The organism is Capnocytophaga cynodegmi DSM 19736 (genome assembly GCF_000379185.1).
GTDB lineage: Bacteria > Bacteroidota > Bacteroidia > Flavobacteriales > Flavobacteriaceae > Capnocytophaga > Capnocytophaga cynodegmi.
This window is the reverse complement of sequence record NZ_KB900739.1, coordinates 61,827-81,798: the sequence shown is the minus strand read 5'-3', so window position 1 is coordinate 81,798 and position 19,972 is coordinate 61,827. Positions and strand designations below refer to the sequence as shown.

The following is a 19,972-nucleotide window of genomic DNA, read 5'->3' as shown; positions in this document are numbered from 1 at the left end:
AAATTTTTAAAGTAATTCTTCTTGGATTTTCTTCGGAAGTCCCTTCACTACAAGATTATATGAATTAACAATCCACTTTTTGAGCAAATTATTGGAAATCTTTCCGTTAATATAAACGCTATTCCAGTGCTTTTTATTCATATGCCAACCCGCTGTAACTTCAGGATATTGTTCACGAAGTTCAATGGCTTCCTCTGGGTCACACTTGAGGTTTATAAACTCATATTTTACAATGTTTACCAAACAGAACATTCTTCCTTTGACCGAAAAAACCAATATTTCATCGTCAAACGGGAAGCTTTCTTCTGAAGCCCTAAGTGATAAACAAAATTCACGTAGTTCTTCAATATTCATCAAAAAATCAATATTTTAATAATCCAAGAAACACTCAAAACTCTGCCAAAGCAAACACTCTGGCAAAGTTTCAGAATTTATTTTTTTATTCTTCCAAGCGAATATCTAACCCAAGACCTTTAAGCTCGTGCATCAACACGTTGAATGACTCTGGCAAACCTGGCTCTGGCATTGCTTCTCCTTTCACAATAGCCTCGTAAGTTTTAGCTCTTCCGATAACATCGTCAGATTTTACCGTTAAGATTTCGCGAAGCGTACTTGAAGCCCCATAAGCCTCCAAAGCCCAAACCTCCATCTCTCCAAAACGCTGACCTCCGAACTGAGCCTTACCTCCAAGTGGCTGTTGTGTAATAAGTGAATAAGGTCCGATAGAACGTGCGTGCATCTTGTCATCAATCATATGTCCGAGTTTAATCATATAGATAACCCCAACAGTTGCAGGTTGGTCAAAACGCTCACCTGTTCCCCCATCGTACAAGTAAGTGTGTCCAAAACGAGGAATACCTGCCTTGTCAGTAAGTTCATTAATTTGCTCTAAAGAAGCTCCATCAAAAATTGGAGTAGCGTATTTTTGACCTAATTTCTGACCTGCCCAACCAAGTACCGTTTCGTAAATCTGACCGATGTTCATACGTGAAGGCACCCCAAGAGGGTTCAATACAATATCCACAGGTGTTCCATCTTCCAAGAAAGGCATATCTTCATCACGTACAATTCGGGCAACAATACCTTTATTTCCGTGACGACCAGCCATCTTATCACCTACTTTTAACTTACGTTTTTTAGCAATATATACTTTTGCAAGTTTCAGAATTCCCGCAGGAAGTTCATCACCTACTGAAATTGTAAATTTCTCACGACGTAAAGCTCCTTGCAAGTCATTTAACTTAATTCTGTAATTGTGCAACAAATCATCAATCAAAGAGTTGGTTTCCTTCTCATCTGTCCAACCATCTGATACCAAATGTGCATAGTCCTCAATTGAATCAAGCATTTTGGTAGTGAATTTTCTTCCTTTGGCAATGATTTCTTCACCTAAGTCATTTAAAACTCCTTGTGAAGTTTTTCCATCAACTAAAGAGAATAATTTCTTAACTAGCTTATCTTTAAGAGATTGAAAATTAGAATTAAAATTAGCTTCAACAACCGCTATATCCTCTTTATCTTTACCTCTTTTTCTTTTATCTTTGACTACTCGTGAGAATAATTTTTTATCAATAACCACACCATAAAGTGAAGGAGAAGCTTTCAGAGAGGCATCTTTTACATCTCCAGCTTTATCTCCAAAAATAGCACGGAGTAGTTTCTCTTCTGGCGTTGGGTCAGACTCTCCTTTAGGCGTAATTTTACCAATGAGGATATCCCCTGGTCCAATTTCTGCTCCAATACGAATCATACCATTCTCATCCAAATCTTTCGTAGCTTCTTCAGACACGTTAGGTATGTCATTAGTAAGTTCTTCCGCTCCTAACTTGGTATCACGAACTTCCAACGAATACTCATCAATATGAATCGACGTGAAAATATCCTCACGAACTACACGTTCTGAAATTACTATCGCATCTTCGAAGTTATACCCTTTCCAAGGCATAAATGCTACTTTCATATTACGTCCTAAAGCTAACTCTCCCTGCTGAGTAGCATATCCTTCACAAAGAACTTGTCCTTTTGTAACTCTATCCCCCTTGCGTACAATTGGCTTTAAGTTAATACAAGTCCCTTGATTGGTTTTTTGGAACTTTATCAAATTATAAACCGTTTCATCTTCATCAAAACTTACAAGCTTTTGATTTTCAGTACGGTCATATGTAATTATAATCTTCTCTGCATCAACATATTCAACTGTTCCATCTCCTTCTGCATTCATCAGAACACGTGAATCAGAAGCAACTCTGCGTTCCAAACCTGTACCTACGATTGGAGATTCTGGTTTCAGCAAAGGTACCGCCTGACGCATCATATTTGACCCCATCAAAGCACGGTTCGCATCATCGTGTTCCAAGAAAGGAATCAATGAAGCCGAAATTGAAGCAATTTGATTAGGTGCAACGTCAATGAACTCCACTTGATTAGGCTCAATCACAGGGAAATCTCCATCTTCTTTAACAACTACTCGCTCTTCAGTTATATTTCCTTCTGCATCCAAACTGATATTCGCCATACCAATTTTCAAGCCTTCCTCCTCTTCTGCACTCAAGTAAGTCATATCCTTCAAATCGACCTTACCTTTGGTCACTTTATGGTAGGGTGTTTCGATGAATCCCATCGCATTTACTTTAGAGAAAACAGCTAAAGATGAAATCAAACCGATATTCGGTCCTTCTGGAGTTTCAATCGGACATAGACGACCATAGTGCGTATAGTGAACGTCACGAACCTCAAAACCTGCACGTTCACGTGAAAGTCCTCCAGGTCCTAAGGCAGACAATCTTCGCTTGTGCGTAATCTCAGCAAGTGGATTGGTTTGATCCATAAACTGAGAAAGCTGGTTTGTTCCGAAGAATGAATTGATTACAGAAGAAAGTGTTTTGGCATTAATCAAGTCAATAGGAGTAAACACCTCATTGTCACGTACATTCATACGTTCACGAATCGTACGAGCCATACGAGAAAGCCCTACACCAAACTGAGCCGAAAGTTGCTCTCCTACCGTACGCACACGACGATTTGAAAGGTGGTCAATATCATCAACTTCCGCTTTTGAATTGATAAGCTCAATTAAGTACTTAACAATTGTTATGATATCTTCCTTTGTTAGAACTTGTTTATCCTCAGGAATATCAATTCCTAATTTTTTATTGATTCTGTATCGCCCTACATCACCCAAGTTGTATCTTTGGTCTGAAAAGAACAATTTATCAATAATACCACGAGCTGTTTCCTCATCAGGTGGCTCTGCATTACGTAACTGACGATAAATATGCTCTACCGCTTCTTTTTCAGAGTTTGTAGGGTCTTTTTGTAGTGTGTTGTGAATAATTGTATAGTCCGTTGCTTGGCTATCCTCCTTATGTAAAAGGATAGTTTTCACATCAGCCTCTAAAATTTCCTCAATATTATCTTTGTCAAGGACTGTGTCTCTATCAAGAATAATTTCATTACGCTCAATAGAAACCACCTCTCCTGTATCTTCATCAACGAAGTCCTCATGCCAAGTATTCAACACACGAGCCGCTAAGCGACGACCAATATATTTCTTTAATCCTGTTTTAGAAACCTTGATTTCTTCTGCTAAGTCAAATATTTCTAAAATATCTTTATCACGCTCAAAACCAATAGCACGAAAAAGTGTAGTCACAGGCAATTTTTTCTTTCTGTCAATATACGCATACATCACATTGTTGATGTCTGTTGCGAACTCAATCCACGAGCCTTTGAAAGGGATAATCCTTGCCGAATACAATTTCGTTCCATTTGCGTGAAAAGATTGTCCAAAGAAAACTCCCGGCGAACGGTGCAATTGCGAAACGATTACACGCTCGGCACCATTTATAACAAAAGTACCACTAGCCGTCATATAAGGCATCGTCCCCAGATACACATCTTGTACGATAGTTTCAAAATCTTCGTGCTCAGGATCAGTACAGTATAATTTCAGCCTTGCCTTTAAAGGTACGCTATATGTGAGCCCTCTCTCAATACATTCCTGAATGGTATAGCGTGGCGGGTCAATGAAATAGTCTAAAAATTCAAGTACGAACTGATTACGTGTATCAGTTATAGGGAAGTTTTCCTTGAATGTGTTATATAAACCTTCATTGCCTCTTTCTTCTGATTTGGTTTCCAGCTGAAAAAAATCCTGAAACGATTTAATCTGAATATCCAAAAAATCAGGATAATCTGGTGTGTGTTTTACCGAAGCAAAATTGATTCTTGCAGTTTGATTTGTTGACATTTACTTCTGTTTTTAAATTTTAAATCATTCCTTAAAAAGAATGTATCTTTGTGCTTTATTTTTTTAAAACGCAAAGCACTTACAAAATAGTACGTTTTAAATTACAATACATCACATCTTTAGCTTTCTAAAAAATCAAGATTAATCTTGAAAACATCACTTTTAATTGTGAGATATGACTTCTAAAAATGCAACGAAAACATCTCAAATTTTCAAATTAAAAACTTTAAGAGGCTATATTTTACGTTAGCAATAAATAATTTTCTGCGTACTCGAGTCAAAAAATTAGTTTATTGTATATTTTTCTCAAATTTATCAAAGTTCACAAACTTGAGTTCAGAATATTACTTTGAAACACAGACATAAAGCTATGAAAATCAATGAAATAAACACAAACTAATATTTAGTAAACATCTGAACAATAAGGTTTTAGATATAATATGCAAAATGGTTTAGGCCTATTCCTATGCAAGAAAAGACCTAAACCTTATATTTTAAGCAATGTAAAATTATTTCAATTCTACTTCAGCTCCAGCTTCTTCTAAAGATTTTTTAAGACCTTCTGCCTCATCTTTAGATACTGCTTCTTTAATTTTTGAAGGAGCTCCATCAACTACTTCTTTAGCTTCTTTAAGCCCAAGACCAGTTAATTCTTTAACTAACTTAACAACAGCTAATTTATTAGCACCTGCTGATTTCAAGAATACATCGAACTCAGTTTTCTCAGCTGCTGCCTCTCCTCCTGCTGCTGGACCTGCTGCTACCGCTACCGCCGCCGCTGCTGGTTCAATTCCATACTCATCTTTCAAAATTTGAGCAAGCTCGTTTACTTCTTTAACTGTTAAGTTAACCAATTGTTCTGCGAAATTTTTTAAATCTGCCATTTTTCTATCGTTTTTTTTTATTTATTAAATTATAATCTGTGCGTTTTCTACTATTTTTCTGATAAAGTTTTGATAATTCCTGCCAACTTACCTCCACCTGATTTAAGAGCAGAAATAACATTCTTAGCAGGAGATTGTAACAATCCAATAATATCTCCAATAACTTCTTCTTTTGATTTTATAGAAGATAAGGCTTCTAACTGATTTGCTCCTATGAAAATTGCTTCTTCAATGAAAGCACCTTTCAAAACTAACTTATCTGATTTTTTTCTGAACTCTTTAATAAGTTTTGCTGGAGCATTTCCTACTTCCGAAAACATCAAAGTACTATTGCCTTTAAGAACTGATGGTAAATCACCAAATTCTTTATCAGAAGCCTCCATCGCTTTTGCTAACAATGAATTTTTTACAACAGCCAATTTAATATTAGCTTTGAAACAAGCTCTACGCAAGTTTGTTGTTTCTTCTGCATTTAAACCTGTTAGGTCAGTTACATAAATAATATTATTTTCAGTTAACTGTGCAGTTAAATTCTCTATCACTAATGATTTTTCTTCTCTTGTCATAATTTCTTTTTTTAACTACAAATTAAACTGACTTAGTATCAACAGGCACACTAGGACTCATAGTAGTTGAAATATAGATAGATTTCACATACGTTCCCTTAGCAGCTGTAGGTTTCAATTTTATTAGTGTTTGAATCAATTCACTTGCATTTTCAACAATTTTATCAGCTGTAAAAGAAATTTTTCCTATTGCAGCGTGAACGATTCCTGTTTTATCAACACGGAAATCAATTTTACCTGACTTTACCTCTTGAACAGCTTTACCTATTTCCATCGTTACCGTACCCGTCTTAGGATTTGGCATCAAACCACGTGGACCTAACACACGTCCTAATGGTCCCAATTTTCCCATAACACTCGGCATTGTAACGATAACATCTACATCTGTCCAACCATCTTTAATCTTCTGCAAATATTCATCTAACCCTACGTAATCAGCACCTGCAGCTTTTGCCTCAGCTTCCTTATCAGGAGTTACTAAAGCAAGTACTTTTACATCTTTACCTGTTCCGTGAGGAAGCGTTACAACACCTCTCACCATTTGGTTTGCTTTACGAGGGTCAACTCCCAAACGTACAGCAATATCCACAGATGCATCAAATTTTGTGTAAGTTATTTGTTTCAATAATTCAGAAGCTTCATTCAACGAATACAATTTATTGTAATCAACCTTAGATAAAGCCTCTTTGTGTTTCTTTGTCAATTTTGCCATAATTTCTCAAATTAAAAAGGTTTATCTCCAGTTATTGTTATTCCCATTGAACGCGCTGTACCAGCAACCATACTCATTGCAGACTCAATTGTAAATGCATTCAAATCAGGCATTTTATCCTCTGCAATAGCTTTCACCTGTTCCCAAGTGATACTTGCTACCTTTTTACGATTTGGCTGACCAGATCCACCTTTAGCCTTAGCGGCTTCCAATAGCTGAACTGCAGTAGGTGCGGTTTTAACAACAAAATCAAACGACTTGTCCTTATAGACTGTGATAACTACGGGGACAACCTTACCCTGTTTGTCCTGTGTACGAGCATTAAATTGCTTACAGAACTCCATAATGTTAACACCGGCAGCACCTAAAGCGGGTCCAATTGGTGGCGACGGATTCGCTTGACCTCCCCGAGCTTGTAGCTTAACTACTTTACTAATTTCTTTTGCCATTGTTTATTATTAATAATTATTTTACACTAAAAAACAAAAGCTAAAAGTCCTGCTTTACTATTTCTCTAAGGACTTCTAACTTTTAAGTTCCTTCAATATTTTTAAACTTTCTCAACTTGCATATAACTCAATTCCAAAGGCGTCTTTCTTCCGAAAATTTTAACCATCACCTCAAGTTTACGCTTTTCCTCATTTACTTTCTCTACCGAGCCATTAAATCCATTAAAAGGCCCATCAACAACCCTAACTGTTTCTCCAACAACAAAGGGTATAGCCATTACCTCTACATTCTCAGAGAGCTCATCTACCTGCCCTAACATCCGATTCACATCTGACTTACGTAATGGAAGAGGATCTCCTCCCTTTGTTTCGCTCAGAAATCCAACAACCCCAGGTATTGATTTAATAATGTGTATAACTTCACCTACGAGACTTGCCTTCACCATCACATAGCCAGGCATATGCACTCTTTCCTTATTTATTTTCTTCCCATTACGAATTTGAACAATCTTCTCTGTAGGCACCAAAACTTCCTCTACATAATCAGCATAACCTAACCGAGAGGTTTCACTCTCTATGTAGTTCTTAACTTTATTTTCTTGTCCTGTAACAGCCTTAACGACATACCATTTCTTCTCTAATACTACCGACATCACTGTTATTTTTTTACTTCATAAAGTTAAAATACAAAGCCATCAACCACTCAAAAAAAGAATCCATTCCCCAAATGAGAAGCGAAAACAGAACCGAAAATACAACTACTATAACCATTTCTCGTTGTGCATCTGCTAACGTTGGCCAAGTAACGTGATTTTTCAATTCTTCGTAAGATTCCTTAATATAGTTTATCATCACATTATTTTTTTTGCACGGGTGGAGGGATTCGAACCCCCATCAACGGTTTTGGAGACCGCTATTCTACCCTTGAACTACACCCGTCTTTCATAAAGAAGTTTTGAGAAGATCTCAAAACTTCTTTTATTATTTCTGATATATTATTTACATCAATTAGTCAAGAATTTCTGTTACCTGACCAGCACCTACTGTTCTACCTCCCTCACGAATAGCGAAACGAAGACCTACGTTAAGTGCGATTGGCTGCAACAACTCAACAGTAATTGTTAAGTTATCACCAGGCATAACCATCTCAACTCCCTCTGGCAAAAAAATCGTACCAGTTACGTCAGTTGTACGAACGTAGAATTGAGGACGATATTTATCTTTAAATGGAGTATGACGTCCACCCTCTTCTTTACTCAAGATATAAACTTCTGCTTTAAATTTAGCGTGAGGCTTAACAGAACCTGGTTTACAGATAACCATACCACGCTTGATATCTTTTTTATCAATACCACGAAGCAACAAACCTACGTTATCACCAGCTTCACCTCTATCAAGGATTTTACGGAACATCTCAACCCCTGTAATTGTAGAAGTCAATTTCTCAGCCCCCATACCAATAATCTCAACAGGCTCACCAGTTTTAGCAACCCCTGTCTCAATACGTCCTGTAGCTACTGTTCCGCGACCTGTAATTGTAAACACATCTTCAATAGGCATCAAGAATGGTTTATCGATATCACGCGTTGGCAACTCAATCCAGCTATCAACAGCATCCATCAATTTCATCACAGTGTCAACCCATTTAGGCTCACCATTCAATGCACCTAGAGCAGATCCTTGAACGATAGGTCCATTATCACCATCATAATCGTAAGAACTCAAAAGATCTCTCATTTCAAGCTCAACAAGCTCCAACAATTCTGGATCATCAACCATATCCACTTTGTTCATAAACACAACAATACGAGGAATACCTACCTGACGTCCCAAAAGGATGTGCTCACGAGTTTGTGGCATCGGACCATCTGTAGCAGCTACTACAAGGATAGCTCCATCCATTTGAGCAGCACCAGTAATCATATTCTTTACGTAGTCGGCGTGACCAGGACAGTCAACGTGTGCATAGTGACGAGTCGCTGTTTGATACTCTACGTGAGATGTATTAATAGTAATACCTCTTTCTTTCTCCTCAGGAGCATTATCAATCGAATCAAAACTTCTTTGCTCAGAAAGACCAGCATCAGCCAATACTTTAGTAATAGCAGCAGTCAAAGTTGTTTTACCGTGATCTACGTGTCCAATAGTACCAATATTCAAGTGGGGTTTGGAACGATCAAATGTTTCTTTTGCCATTTTAAATAAATTTTTAAATCTTAGTTATATAAATTAGTGTCTAATGTGTGCAAACCAAGAGCCAATGACGAGATTTGAACTCGTGACCTCTTCCTTACCAAGGAAGCGCTCTACCCCTGAGCTACACCGGCTTTTATTTCACAAAGCCTTCATTGAGCGGGAGACGAGGTTCGAACTCGCGACATTCAGCTTGGAAGGCTGACGCTCTACCAACTGAGCTACTCCCGCATTTTTTTGGTGGGAAGAGCAGGATTCGAACCTGCGAAGACATAGTCAGCAGATTTACAGTCTGCCCTCGTTGGCCACTTGAGTATCTTCCCAATAATTTAAACAATATTTTATGAACTTCTGAGCCGATAGAGGGATTCGAACCCACGACCCCGAGATTACAAATCACGTGCTCTGGCCAACTGAGCTATATCGGCAAGTATTAAAAAAAGATTGATAACAACCCTATTTCTAACGGAGTGCAAATGTATAGATATATTTTTACATAGCAAAAAAAAAATAATCTTTTTTTATATAATTTTAAAACAACAATACACAACTATATATATATCAACAAATTAAAATAAATATAAAAGCAAAAATTTTTATTCAAAAATAAGAGTCAAACTTACTCATTTCATAAAAATAACTTTTTCTTCTAAATTTTCTTTAAGTACACAAATCTAAACAATTCAGATTATTCCAAAATAAGTTAGAAGACATTTAATTTTTCAGGTTCTAAACTTTTTTGTAACTTAGCCGTCAATTTTTTATAATTTTTCACATTATGTTAAAGATCAGATACTTTTTAAATTTTAAGTTTGTATTTTTCGCGTTTTATTTGACTTTATTGACAAAAATGAATGCGCAAATCCAAAAGATTGAGCCTCCTTTTTGGTGGGCAGATATGAAAAATACTGAATTACAAATAATGCTTTACGGCAACAAAATTGCTAATTTTTCAGTAGAAAGTGACCTTCCTATTACAAACATAACAAAAACAGAAAACCCAAACTATCTGTTTCTTACTGTAGATACCAAAAACAAATCCGAAGGAAATTACAAAATAACCTTAATTAATCAGAAGAGAAAGCTGAAAACAATCAATTACGAGTTAAAAAAACGCAGAGACAAGTCCGCTTTACGTAAGGGATTTGATAGTTCAGATGTAATTTACTTGTTAATGCCTGACAGATTTGCCAATGGAAATCCCAACAATGATTCGCATAAGGAACTCAACGAGAAAGCAAACAGAAACCTACCTGGGGGAAGACACGGAGGCGACATTCAAGGCATCATCAAGCAATTAGATTACATAAAATCCTTGGGGGCTACCGCCATCTGGAGTACACCAATGTGCGAAGACAATGATGAAACCTATTCCTACCACACTTATGGGCAAAGTGACGTCTATAAAATTGACCCTCGATATGGAACTAACCAAGAGTACAAGCAACTTGCTGAAGAGATGCATAAAAGAGGGATGAAACTTATCAAAGATTACGTAACGAACCATTGGGGCTGGAAACATTGGATGATAAATGACCTTCCTACATATGATTGGATTCACCAGTTCCCTGGATATGCACAAAGTAACTATCGAATGAGTACACAAATGGATAATAATACTTCAGAGATAGACAAAAAATATTGTGTAGACGGTTGGTTTGTGCAATCTATGCCTGATTTAAACCAAAGTAATCCATTAGTTCTGAAATATCTGACACAAAATGCTATTTGGTGGATAGAATATGCTGACCTTGACGGACTCAGAGTAGACACGTACTCATACAATGACAAAGAGGGAATTGCAAAATGGACAAAGGCTATTATGAATGAGTACCCGAACTTCAATATTGTTGGAGAGGTGTGGTTACACGACCAAGCTCAAATATCATATTGGCAAAAGGACAGCCCAATTAGTGCCATTCAAAGCTACAACACATATCTTCCTTCTGTTATGGACTTTACACTGCACGATGCTATCGGAGAGGCTCTCAAAGCAACCCCTTCGTGGGACAAAGGAATGATTCAGATGTATGATAATTTTGTAAATGACTTCCTTTACAAAGACATTAACAACATTTTAATCTTTGCGGAAAACCACGATACTTCCCGTATTAATGAAATCTACCAAAATACAGAAGATTATAAGCTAATAATGACACTTTTAGCTACTGCACGAGGTATTCCCCAGCTATATTATGGAAGTGAAATAGGAATGCGAGGTGATAAGAGCAAAGGTGATGCTTATATCAGGCAAGATTTCCCAGGAGGTTGGGAAGATGATAAGCAAAATGCTTTCAATCCTTCAGAAAGAACTGAATTACAAAAAGAATATTTCAATTTTACAGCCAAAATATTCAATTGGAGGAAAGAAAAACCTGTAATACATTACGGAAAAACCAAACAATATCTACCTAATAACGAAGTGTATGTATATTTCAGATATAATCAACAAGAGGCAGTTATGATAATCCTTAATAACAATAAAGAAAAACAGAATATTGACCTATCGCGATTTGCTGAGAGCTTAAAAGGATACACCAAAGGAAAAGATATTATATCAGGAAAAGAACTTCAACTTCAGAAATCTTTAGAGATAGAAGGAAAAACTTCTATGATTATTGAATTGAGATAAAATCAAGTCCATAAATTCATAAAAATAAGGCAATATAACAATTTTAAAATTGAATATATATTGCCTTATTCTATTTTTAAGCAATAACAATTCATTTTATATAAAATAATTATATAACATTATTTTGATACTTGAAAATAATTTTTACTTTTGCCTGTATTAATACATAATAAAAACATTTTTAAATACATACACACATTTTTAAGTAACAATCACAGGTATTTTATTCATAAAATATTAGTAAAAATAAATGTAACTCATAAAATATTAAAAATTCAATGAGTAAAAATCAAAAAACAACATATAAAAACATAAAAACTTATACAAGCAATACAAATAATTGAAAAATAATCAAAAATAAACAAGGGGCTTTAGAAGAGAAATCAGTATTTAAACAAAAACAACACAAATAATCTAAATTGTAAGTAGTAATAACACAAAATAATTAAAATATGAAATCAAAACGAACTTCAGAATTACTATATCTTGAAAAATATAGATTAGTATTCGCAAATTATGATGAAATATCAGAATTGAAATCTGAATTGGAAGAGTACGGCTATGATGCTAATCGTATGAATGAAGGAAAACAGCTTTATACAAAAGCTCAAAACCTTTATGATAAAAACGTACAAGAAACATCAGAAGCAAAGGAAGCCTATGCTATCTTTGAACAAGCCTATGAACAATTAGTTAAAACCTATGGAAAGCACCGGAAGGCAGCAAAAGTAGCTCTAATGCACAAAATGGAAGTATGGGAAACCTTTTCTATCAAAGGGGAAACCCCAAGAGCTTATCTTCTTTTTATAAAGGGAGCTAAGATATTCTATAATCAAGCTATTACGCATCAAGAAGCACGTCCGTTACTTGAAAAATTTAAAATAACAGATACTATCGCACAAGAACAGCTATCGGCTATTGAAAATATTATCTCTTTAAGAGCTAAGTATGAGAAATTATCTGGAGAAAGCCAACAGGCTACACAAGACAAGAACAGGGCTTTTGCTGAGATAGACAAATGGATACGTGAGTTTTACGCCGTTGCCAAAATCGCCTTAGAAGACAAACCTCAGCTACTTGAAGGAATAGGAATATCAATGCGAAGCCAATAAAAACAATTCATTTTTAATTATCTGAAATATACAAACTTTTATCAGACTTCAAAGGTATCAAAATAAAGCTCATTAAAGTTTTATTTCCTTTTAAAGTTTGATAAAGTTTATTTAAAAAATTAATATAATACCTACTAAGCATATGAAAAAATATATTACATTACTTATTTTCGTTAGTAGTTTTTCTCTCTTCAGTCAAAATTTTGATGAATTAATGGAAAAAAGACAGTTATCCTGCTCTGATGTATCTTATAACAGCACTTCACTTTTTGAGGAATACTACAATAATAACAATTTAGAATCTGCAAAAAGACTTTTGGAGTATTGGGAAGGTAAATGTGGACTTACAGAACCTCTGCAAAGAGCGAAATTACTACTTTCCATCTACGAAAATCGTTTCTTCGAGGGTTTGCTTACTGACAGAGCCATCTATTATATAATAAGCTACCAAAATAGAATGAAACTCATTGAAGAAAAAAGAGAATACTTATATGAAAACTATGCAAGTTATTATGATTATGTTCCCATAGGTAAAGATTTTGACAAATTCACTCAAAAAGAATTTGGCAAATTGAAAGAAAAATTCAAAACAGAGAGCACAGAATATCTTATATGTGACTTTTATAGTGGAAACCACAAGAATATCTTTGATAAATTACAAGAAAATACTTACGAAACTTCATTTTTGACAAAAGAATACAAAGAAAGAGTTGCCGAATTCATAGATTTGCCCGAAGTACATCTATCAATATTAACTGGAGCTTGGATCCCAACAGGAAAACTAAATGTTTTGGGAACTCACCCTGAGTTAGGACTTCAATTAGGATTGAAAAACAAGAAAATGAACTATGATCTTGTAATGAGTTTCCGATTTTTAAAAAGCGCTAATGAATATATGGCAAAAAGACGCGAAGAAGAAGTTTATATACCTACAAGGCATTTCTTTGGAGGACATATAGGAGCTGAAGTCGGCAGAGATATATACAGAAAAGGGAATAATGAAATACAAATTGTCAGTGGACTTGCCCTTGACGGCTTCGATGCTTTAAAAGAAGATAAAGGAGCAAGCTTAAAAAGTAGTTCAACAACCAGCTACAATGTAAATTTTGGTATTGCCTATCGTTATTATTTGAAAAACAATACTTATTTAGGTTTACGTGTCAAATATAATATCGTAGATTACACACTAAGTAAGGTTGTAAACTTAACAGGAAATCCCATTAGCCTACAACTTAGCATCGGATGGTTAAAAAATCAAAGAAAAAAAAGTGCATTAGAAACATTGCAGTATAAAAAAAGAAGATAATAACAAAAAATATAAAAGAAAAAGAATGTGAAGCTGATAAACAACTTATAAATGTTTCGCTGTAAAACCAAAACAAAGAAAAATATGTCACAACAGAAAACCAACTTTTTCGATACACAAGTACTCGGTCACCCAGCAGGATTATTCGTTTTATTTTTTACAGAAATGTGGGAGCGTTTTTCTTTCTACGGAATGCGAGTGCTTTTAGTCAACTTCCTAACAATGGCTCTCATAGGGTATAACCCTGGTTGGGAGTGGACAACAGAGAACGCAGGGGCATTATTTGGAACCTACGTGATGCTTTTGTACCTCACACCCATTGTAGGAGGAACTATCGCCGATAGATTTATTGGCTACCGATGGGCAATAGTTATCGGAGCTATCATTATGACACTCGGACACGCAGCAATGGCTCTCGAAACCGAATTTTGGCTTTACGTAGGGCTTGGGCTGTTAGTAATCGGAACAGGTTTTTTCAAACCCAATATGACTTCTATCATTTCCCATATGTATAAAGACCTTCCGGAGAAAAAAGATGGAGCGTACACCATTTTTTATATGGGAGTAAATGCTGGAGCTTTCTTCGGAATGATGCTTTGTGGATATATGGCTGAAAAAGTAGGTTGGAGCTGGGGATTCGGATTAGCGGGAATATTTATGCTCATCGGTACGCTTCAATTTTGGTTAGCGCGTCCTCTTTTTGGCTCTATCGGTGACGTGCCTTCCAAAAACAAGCAGGAAATTACCAAAACAAATCAAAATAAACCCATATCCGATGAAGATAAGCCTAATCCATTTACATTATTAGATAAAATACTGATAGGAATAGCAGCTATCATTGGTCTGGGATACGCCATCAATGACCCATTATCACGCATCGGGGGAATTGACTTATTCTCCTTCTTGGAAACAACCAACATCAAAGGGCAATACATCGCAGTCATTTTTGGGCTAATAGCTTTCTTCTTTGTTATTATCTCAAGGCTTACTCGATATACCAAAATCGTACGTGAGCGTATGATAACCGTTATCATTTTTGCCTTCTTCACCGTGTTTTTCTGGCTTTCCTTTGAGCAGGGAGCTTCCTCCTTGATTCTTTTTGCAAGAGACAATGTTCAAAGAGAGCTTTTAGACAATCAAGCAATCATTTTCAACATTGTAAATGCTTTGCTCACCATTATTCCATTGGCGTTAATCACTTATGTACTATTCATACTGGCTAAAAAAACGTTTTCAAAGATATTAGCATCAAATATCGTCTTACTTATTTGTTTCGGACTTGTATGGGTGATTGTCGGATGGATGCTACAACGTGATTTCAAAACAGTAGCATACAATGTAAGCTATGAAGCATTTGAAGTATATGAGAGTGATGGCAAAAACCTCAAAGTAAAAGAGGACGGAAGCTATGCTGTAAAGTATATCCCTATCACTATTGATAATTCCATTTCAGTTACAGAAGAAAACAGCATTCAAAAAACAGAAAAAGTCTTCAAAATAACAGAAAACAATGCTGAAGGAAAAAATATCGTGAAGTATTTGCCTTACAACGAGCATAAAAAACCAAAAGGGAATTTCGAAATTATTGAAAACACTATCAAAACTATTGCTTTACCCCGAGTGGATAACAAAACAGGGAAACAAGCAACAGACAAAGATGGAAATATGCTTTTCGACTTTTATGTTCCGAGTAAAAACAACGAACTTTCGGTTGTAAATCGAGAGACAATTATCGGTGAAGGCGATAATCACTTTAACAGAGGGGAAGAAATTCTCATCTTGACTAAAGATAATAAGTTTTCCTCCTTCGGATATGCCGATATGAAGAAAGCAGCGTGGGCAAGAGAACGTGCGGAACAACTCAACACCAACAATGGATTGATAAAAGCCACCGTAAAGGAAGAAAAAGCCAATTGGGTAGAGATTACCACCTCTTGGTTTTCGATACTCAATTCATTTTTTATCATCGCCCTGGCAAATGTATTTTCACGCATCTGGGATAGTCGTTACAACCCTCCTGCGGCAGTGAAATACGGAATGGGGCTTATCATAATGGCCATTGGTTTTGGTTTACTCGCCTTTGGGGCAAACGGCGTAGGCTCTGGAGTGAAGGTAAGTATGCTTTGGCTAGTGGTTGCGTATCTTTTCCACACAATGGGAGAGCTGTGTATGGCACCAGTGGGCTTATCTTACGTATCGAAGCTCGTCCCAGCCCGAATGATAGCCTTTATGTTCGGAGTGTGGTACTTAGCAATCGCTATTGGTAATAAATTAGCAGCCATCTTGGGTGGGCAGATTGAAAACATCACTGAAAAATACAACTTATCCACATTTTTCTTGATATTCACCATTGTGCCTATTGTCGCCGGATTGATTATTATTTTCATCAGTCCTTTAGTTAAGAAATTAATGCACGGAGTGAAATAAAGGAAGTTTAAATTAGCAATTTACTTGGGATAAATAGAGAAAAGATATGATAAAAGAAATCAAATCATCTCTATTTATCCCAACTTCTTTATAAAATATTTATTCTACAGGTTTGATAATTCTTTAATGATTTATTTTTTATCTATAAGTTGTCAGGATTTGAAAAAAATCACGACTAAACAGATATATAAATGTTATTAAAATTATGCGTAAAGTTATTTTTTATTCTCTAACAAGTTCAATATTATTTTGTGAAACTATTTTTAGTCAAGGTTGTAGCGATGCAGGTTTTTGTACAATTAATAATGTAAAACCTGTAAATTTTTGGGAACGTAGTGAGCCTGTTAAAAACCAAATAAAAGCAGGATTTTTCTTCGGAACAGGAGATAATAATGTAAATTTTTGGGGAAATTATTTAGAATACAACCGACAAATTTCAGATGCAATCAGTTTTGATACACGAGTAACATCTATTGTTCAAAGCGGAAACAGAATTCACTCTTTGGGGCTTTCTGATATATTACTTTCTGGCAATTACAAAGTTAATGAAAAACTGAGCATTACATTAGGGACTAAAATTCCTCTTTCCGATGGTAATAAAAAGCAAGAAGGGCTTTCATTACCTATGGATTATCAATCAAGTTTAGGAACACTTGATGCAATTATGGCTTTAAGTTATCAAATTGATAAATTGCATTTTGTTTTTGCTTGGCAACAGCCTATTTTACAAAATAAGAATGAGTTTTTGGCGGAAAATCAAACAAATGAGATTCTAAAGAAATTGCAATCTACTCAAAATTATCAACGAGGAGGAGATATTCTGCTACGGGCTTCCTATCCTATTACTATAACAGATAAAATCAGTCTGACGCCAAGTATTTTACCTATTTATCACTTAACAAACGACCAATTTACAGACATTTCAGGAAACAAACAACACATTAAAGGCTCACAAGGACTAACTCTAAACGGAAATATCTATCTGGATTATCAAATTAATACAAAAAATAGTTTGCAACTTAATACAGGAATGCCTTTTGTAGCAAGAAAATCTCGCCCTGATGGACTAACAAGACATTTCATTATTAATGCAGAATACAGAGTTCGCTTTTAACAAAAGGGCAATACAGATGTATTTCATTTTTTTAGAAATAATACGTATTTTTGCACAATAATTAGCAGAATAACAGCGTATGAATAACCAAAAATATAATAGTTTGGTAACTTTGGGGAAGTTTCTGGCTCAGTTTGCGTCTTTTCCGTACAAGGAAGATAAAAGTATGCCTTCTGGAAATAATTTACAATTTGAAAAATTCAAAGAAACTCTCAAATTAGCAGAACAGCAAAATGGTTGGTTTACTCCGGAAAACTTGCAATTCGCTTGTAAATCGTGGGCAGAAGCTCTAACGGAAGAAAATTTAAAAAAATGGATCGAAAAATATGATTTCAGCAAGGTAACCCCTAAGAGAGTTGCAATTATTATGGCAGGGAACATTCCTTTGGTAGGCTTTCACGACTTTTTATCGGTATTAATCGCTGGGCATAAAGCCATCGTGAAGTTATCATCAGATGACAAAATCCTTTTGCCTTTCATTGCTAATTATTTGCAGCAAATCAATCCCATTTGGAAAGATTGTTTTGTATTTACGGACGAAAAAATCACAGATTTTGATGCTGTAATCGCCACAGGAAGTGATAACACAGCACGTTATTTCGAATATTATTTCGGGAAGAAGCCACACATTATCCGTAAAAATCGAAATTCCGTTGCAATTCTCACAGGAAAAGAAACTGAAAAGGAACTTTTTGAGCTTGGAAAAGATATTTTCACCTATTTTGGACTGGGTTGCCGAAGTGTTTCGAAAGTTTTTGTTCCTGAAAAATATGATTTTGACCATCTTTTTAAAGCTATTTATTCTTTTAAGGATATCATTAATGGTCAGAAGTATGCGAATAATTATGATTACAATAAGGCTGTTTATCTGATGAGCTTGTTTAAACTTCGTGAGAATGGTTTTTTAATTCTGAAAGAAGACACCAGCTATGCCTCCCCTATCGCAACACTTTTCTATGAATATTATAGCGATTTGGATAGCCTGAAAGAACAGCTATTAAATGATACCGAAAAGATACAATGCATCGTCGCTAATGGATTTATTACCAACGAAATTCCGTTTGGAAAAACACAACAACCACAACTTTGGGATTACGCTGATGACGTTGATACTGTTAAATTCCTAACAAATTTGTAATAAAAAAGAATCTTTTTTTAGTTTCTGCAAGAAAATAATTTAGGAATTTTGCAAAAATTTCAAACATAAACAGAAATATTATACAGACTTTCTGTTTGTTTTTTACCTAAGGAGATGAAAAAGCATAATTTTAGTGCAGGTCCTTCTATCCTGCCACAAGCGGTTTTTGAAAAAGCATCAAAAGCAGTTCTTAATTTTGAAGATTCAGGTTTATCAATTCTTGAAATTTCACATCGAAGCAAAGAGTTCCTCAATGTTATTGAAAAAGCACGTGCTTTGGCTTTGGAAATAGCAGGTTTAAATGATTCGTACGAGGTTCTGTTTCTTCACGGGGGAGCAAGTACTCAATTTTTATCCGTTCCGTATAATCTATTAGAAAAAAAAGCAGCTTATATTGATACAGGAACTTGGTCGAACAAGGCTTTGAAAGAAGCACAACTTTTTGGCAATATAGAAATTATAGCTTCATCGAAAGCAGATGGATATAAGTATATCCCCAAAAATTTCAGTATCCCTTCTGATACTGATTATCTACATATTACAACAAATAACACTATTTACGGAACTCAATTTCATCATATTCCAGAGACTAACATTCCGCTGGTAGCCGATATGAGTTCAGATATTTTTTCACGAGATATAGATTACTCAAAGTTCAGCCTTATTTATGCAGGTTCACAGAAAAATTTGGGAACTTCAGGTAGTACAATGGTGCTTGTAAAGAAAGCTATTCTGGGTAAAGTTTCTCGTAAAATTCCTTCCATTTTGGATTATCAAAACCAAATCAAAAATGAGAGTATGTTCAACACTCCTACTACGTTTTCTATTTATGTAAATCTGTTGGTTTTACAATGGATACAAGAAAAAGGAGGTGTAAAAGCTCTTGAAAAACTCAATAAAGACAAAGCCGAACTTCTTTACAACGAAATAGACCGTAACCCACTTGTGGAAGGATATGCTACAAAAGAAGACCGCTCACTTATGAATGTTTCTTTCTTTTTGAAAGACCAATCAATGCAACAAAAATTTGATACTCTCTGGCAAAATGCAGATATTAGTGGACTAAAAGGACATCGAAATCTTGGCGGATATCGAGCCTCCATTTACAATGCTATGCCTATTGAAAGTGTACAGGTGTTGGTAGACGTTTTAAAGGAACTGGAAAAAAAATATTGAAAAAATTGAAACCT

Annotated in this window: 16 protein-coding genes and 5 tRNA genes; 7 read left to right on the top strand and 14 right to left on the bottom strand. The window is 35.4% G+C overall.

Annotated elements, in window-relative coordinates:
- Positions 1-6: 6 nt before the first annotated feature.
- From YW9_RS0112140 to YW9_RS0112075, 14 genes are all read right to left on the bottom strand, one after another.
- Positions 7-354 carry an MmcQ/YjbR family DNA-binding protein gene (locus YW9_RS0112140; RefSeq protein WP_018280439.1) on the bottom strand — a complete coding sequence of 116 codons (348 nt, stop codon included), beginning with the start codon at positions 352-354 and terminating at the stop codon, positions 7-9.
- Positions 355-439: 85 nt separating this feature from the next.
- Positions 440-4,249, bottom strand: coding sequence for a DNA-directed RNA polymerase subunit beta (gene rpoB, locus YW9_RS0112135; RefSeq protein ID WP_018280438.1), 3,810 nt, complete (start codon positions 4,247-4,249; stop codon positions 440-442).
- A gap of 509 nt (positions 4,250-4,758) precedes the next feature.
- Positions 4,759-5,133: a 50S ribosomal protein L7/L12 gene (gene rplL / locus YW9_RS0112130; RefSeq protein ID WP_018280437.1), complete on the bottom strand. Its 375-nt coding sequence runs from the start codon at positions 5,131-5,133 to the stop codon at positions 4,759-4,761.
- 50 nt (positions 5,134-5,183) lie between these two features.
- Complete coding sequence (rplJ, locus tag YW9_RS0112125; RefSeq protein WP_018280436.1) at positions 5,184-5,699, bottom strand: 50S ribosomal protein L10; 516 nt, start codon at positions 5,697-5,699, stop codon at positions 5,184-5,186.
- A 22-nt stretch (positions 5,700-5,721) separates the two neighbouring features.
- On the bottom strand, positions 5,722-6,411 hold the full coding sequence (rplA, locus tag YW9_RS0112120; protein ID WP_018280435.1) for a 50S ribosomal protein L1: 690 nt from the start codon (positions 6,409-6,411) through the stop codon (positions 5,722-5,724).
- A gap of 11 nt (positions 6,412-6,422) precedes the next feature.
- A complete protein-coding gene (gene rplK / locus YW9_RS0112115; RefSeq protein ID WP_018280434.1) occupies positions 6,423-6,860 on the bottom strand; it encodes a 50S ribosomal protein L11 in 438 nt (145 codons plus the stop codon).
- Positions 6,861-6,961: 101 nt separating this feature from the next.
- Positions 6,962-7,513, bottom strand: coding sequence for a transcription termination/antitermination protein NusG (gene nusG, locus YW9_RS0112110; protein ID WP_018280433.1), 552 nt, complete (start codon positions 7,511-7,513; stop codon positions 6,962-6,964).
- Between the two features lie 13 nt (positions 7,514-7,526).
- A complete protein-coding gene (gene secE, locus YW9_RS0112105) occupies positions 7,527-7,712 on the bottom strand; it encodes a preprotein translocase subunit SecE (protein ID WP_018280432.1) in 186 nt (61 codons plus the stop codon).
- Positions 7,713-7,728: 16 nt separating this feature from the next.
- Positions 7,729-7,799, bottom strand: a tRNA-Trp gene (locus tag YW9_RS0112100).
- A 69-nt stretch (positions 7,800-7,868) separates the two neighbouring features.
- Positions 7,869-9,056: an elongation factor Tu gene (gene tuf / locus YW9_RS0112095; protein ID WP_018280431.1), complete on the bottom strand. Its 1,188-nt coding sequence runs from the start codon at positions 9,054-9,056 to the stop codon at positions 7,869-7,871.
- A gap of 59 nt (positions 9,057-9,115) precedes the next feature.
- Positions 9,116-9,187, bottom strand: a tRNA-Thr gene (locus YW9_RS0112090).
- Positions 9,188-9,211: 24 nt separating this feature from the next.
- Positions 9,212-9,284 (bottom strand) — tRNA-Gly (locus YW9_RS0112085).
- Positions 9,285-9,291: 7 nt separating this feature from the next.
- Positions 9,292-9,376 (bottom strand) — tRNA-Tyr (locus YW9_RS0112080).
- 31 nt (positions 9,377-9,407) lie between these two features.
- Positions 9,408-9,481, bottom strand: a tRNA-Thr gene (locus YW9_RS0112075).
- Positions 9,482-9,903: 422 nt separating this feature from the next.
- Between YW9_RS0112075 and YW9_RS0112070 the strand changes: the two genes are divergently transcribed.
- The 7 genes from YW9_RS0112070 (at position 9,904) to serC (ending at position 19,958) form a co-directional block, all read left to right on the top strand.
- Positions 9,904-11,685, top strand: a complete 1,782-nt coding sequence (locus YW9_RS0112070) for a glycoside hydrolase family 13 protein (RefSeq protein ID WP_018280430.1) — start codon at positions 9,904-9,906, stop codon at positions 11,683-11,685.
- A 452-nt stretch (positions 11,686-12,137) separates the two neighbouring features.
- Positions 12,138-12,797 (top strand): hypothetical protein, encoded by a 660-nt coding sequence (locus YW9_RS0112065; protein WP_018280429.1) that lies wholly within the window; start codon positions 12,138-12,140, stop codon positions 12,795-12,797.
- 142 nt (positions 12,798-12,939) lie between these two features.
- Positions 12,940-14,103, top strand: coding sequence for a hypothetical protein (locus YW9_RS0112055; protein ID WP_018280427.1), 1,164 nt, complete (start codon positions 12,940-12,942; stop codon positions 14,101-14,103).
- Between the two features lie 84 nt (positions 14,104-14,187).
- Positions 14,188-16,530, top strand: a complete 2,343-nt coding sequence (locus tag YW9_RS0112050) for an oligopeptide:H+ symporter (protein WP_018280426.1) — start codon at positions 14,188-14,190, stop codon at positions 16,528-16,530.
- Positions 16,531-16,735: 205 nt separating this feature from the next.
- Positions 16,736-17,644 (top strand): hypothetical protein, encoded by a 909-nt coding sequence (locus tag YW9_RS0112045; protein WP_018280425.1) that lies wholly within the window; start codon positions 16,736-16,738, stop codon positions 17,642-17,644.
- A 79-nt stretch (positions 17,645-17,723) separates the two neighbouring features.
- Positions 17,724-18,782 carry an acyl-CoA reductase gene (locus YW9_RS0112040; RefSeq protein ID WP_018280424.1) on the top strand — a complete coding sequence of 353 codons (1,059 nt, stop codon included), beginning with the start codon at positions 17,724-17,726 and terminating at the stop codon, positions 18,780-18,782.
- Between the two features lie 114 nt (positions 18,783-18,896).
- Positions 18,897-19,958 carry a 3-phosphoserine/phosphohydroxythreonine transaminase gene (serC, locus tag YW9_RS0112035; RefSeq protein ID WP_018280423.1) on the top strand — a complete coding sequence of 354 codons (1,062 nt, stop codon included), beginning with the start codon at positions 18,897-18,899 and terminating at the stop codon, positions 19,956-19,958.
- Positions 19,959-19,972: the final 14 nt, after the last annotated feature.

Bases quoted from the DNA above. Each gene is read 5' to 3' on its own strand.
- YW9_RS0112055 (WP_018280427.1), top strand. From the start codon at position 12,940: ATGAAAAAATATATTACATTACTTATTTTCGTTAGTAGTTTTTCTCTC.
- YW9_RS0112050 (WP_018280426.1), top strand. From the start codon at position 14,188: ATGTCACAACAGAAAACCAACTTTTTCGATACACAAGTACTCGGTCAC.
- rplJ (WP_018280436.1), bottom strand. From the start codon at position 5,699: ATGACAAGAGAAGAAAAATCATTAGTGATAGAGAATTTAACTGCACAG.
- YW9_RS0112140 (WP_018280439.1), bottom strand. From the start codon at position 354: ATGAATATTGAAGAACTACGTGAATTTTGTTTATCACTTAGGGCTTCA.
- YW9_RS0112040 (WP_018280424.1), top strand. From the start codon at position 17,724: ATGAATAACCAAAAATATAATAGTTTGGTAACTTTGGGGAAGTTTCTG.
- YW9_RS0112045 (WP_018280425.1), top strand. From the start codon at position 16,736: ATGCGTAAAGTTATTTTTTATTCTCTAACAAGTTCAATATTATTTTGT.
- YW9_RS0112065 (WP_018280429.1), top strand. From the start codon at position 12,138: ATGAAATCAAAACGAACTTCAGAATTACTATATCTTGAAAAATATAGA.
- rpoB (WP_018280438.1), bottom strand. From the start codon at position 4,249: ATGTCAACAAATCAAACTGCAAGAATCAATTTTGCTTCGGTAAAACAC.
- rplK (WP_018280434.1), bottom strand. From the start codon at position 6,860: ATGGCAAAAGAAATTAGTAAAGTAGTTAAGCTACAAGCTCGGGGAGGT.
- YW9_RS0112070 (WP_018280430.1), top strand. From the start codon at position 9,904: ATGAATGCGCAAATCCAAAAGATTGAGCCTCCTTTTTGGTGGGCAGAT.
- tuf (WP_018280431.1), bottom strand. From the start codon at position 9,056: ATGGCAAAAGAAACATTTGATCGTTCCAAACCCCACTTGAATATTGGT.
- rplA (WP_018280435.1), bottom strand. From the start codon at position 6,411: ATGGCAAAATTGACAAAGAAACACAAAGAGGCTTTATCTAAGGTTGAT.
- secE (WP_018280432.1), bottom strand. From the start codon at position 7,712: ATGATAAACTATATTAAGGAATCTTACGAAGAATTGAAAAATCACGTT.
- rplL (WP_018280437.1), bottom strand. From the start codon at position 5,133: ATGGCAGATTTAAAAAATTTCGCAGAACAATTGGTTAACTTAACAGTT.
- nusG (WP_018280433.1), bottom strand. From the start codon at position 7,513: ATGTCGGTAGTATTAGAGAAGAAATGGTATGTCGTTAAGGCTGTTACA.
- serC (WP_018280423.1), top strand. From the start codon at position 18,897: ATGAAAAAGCATAATTTTAGTGCAGGTCCTTCTATCCTGCCACAAGCG.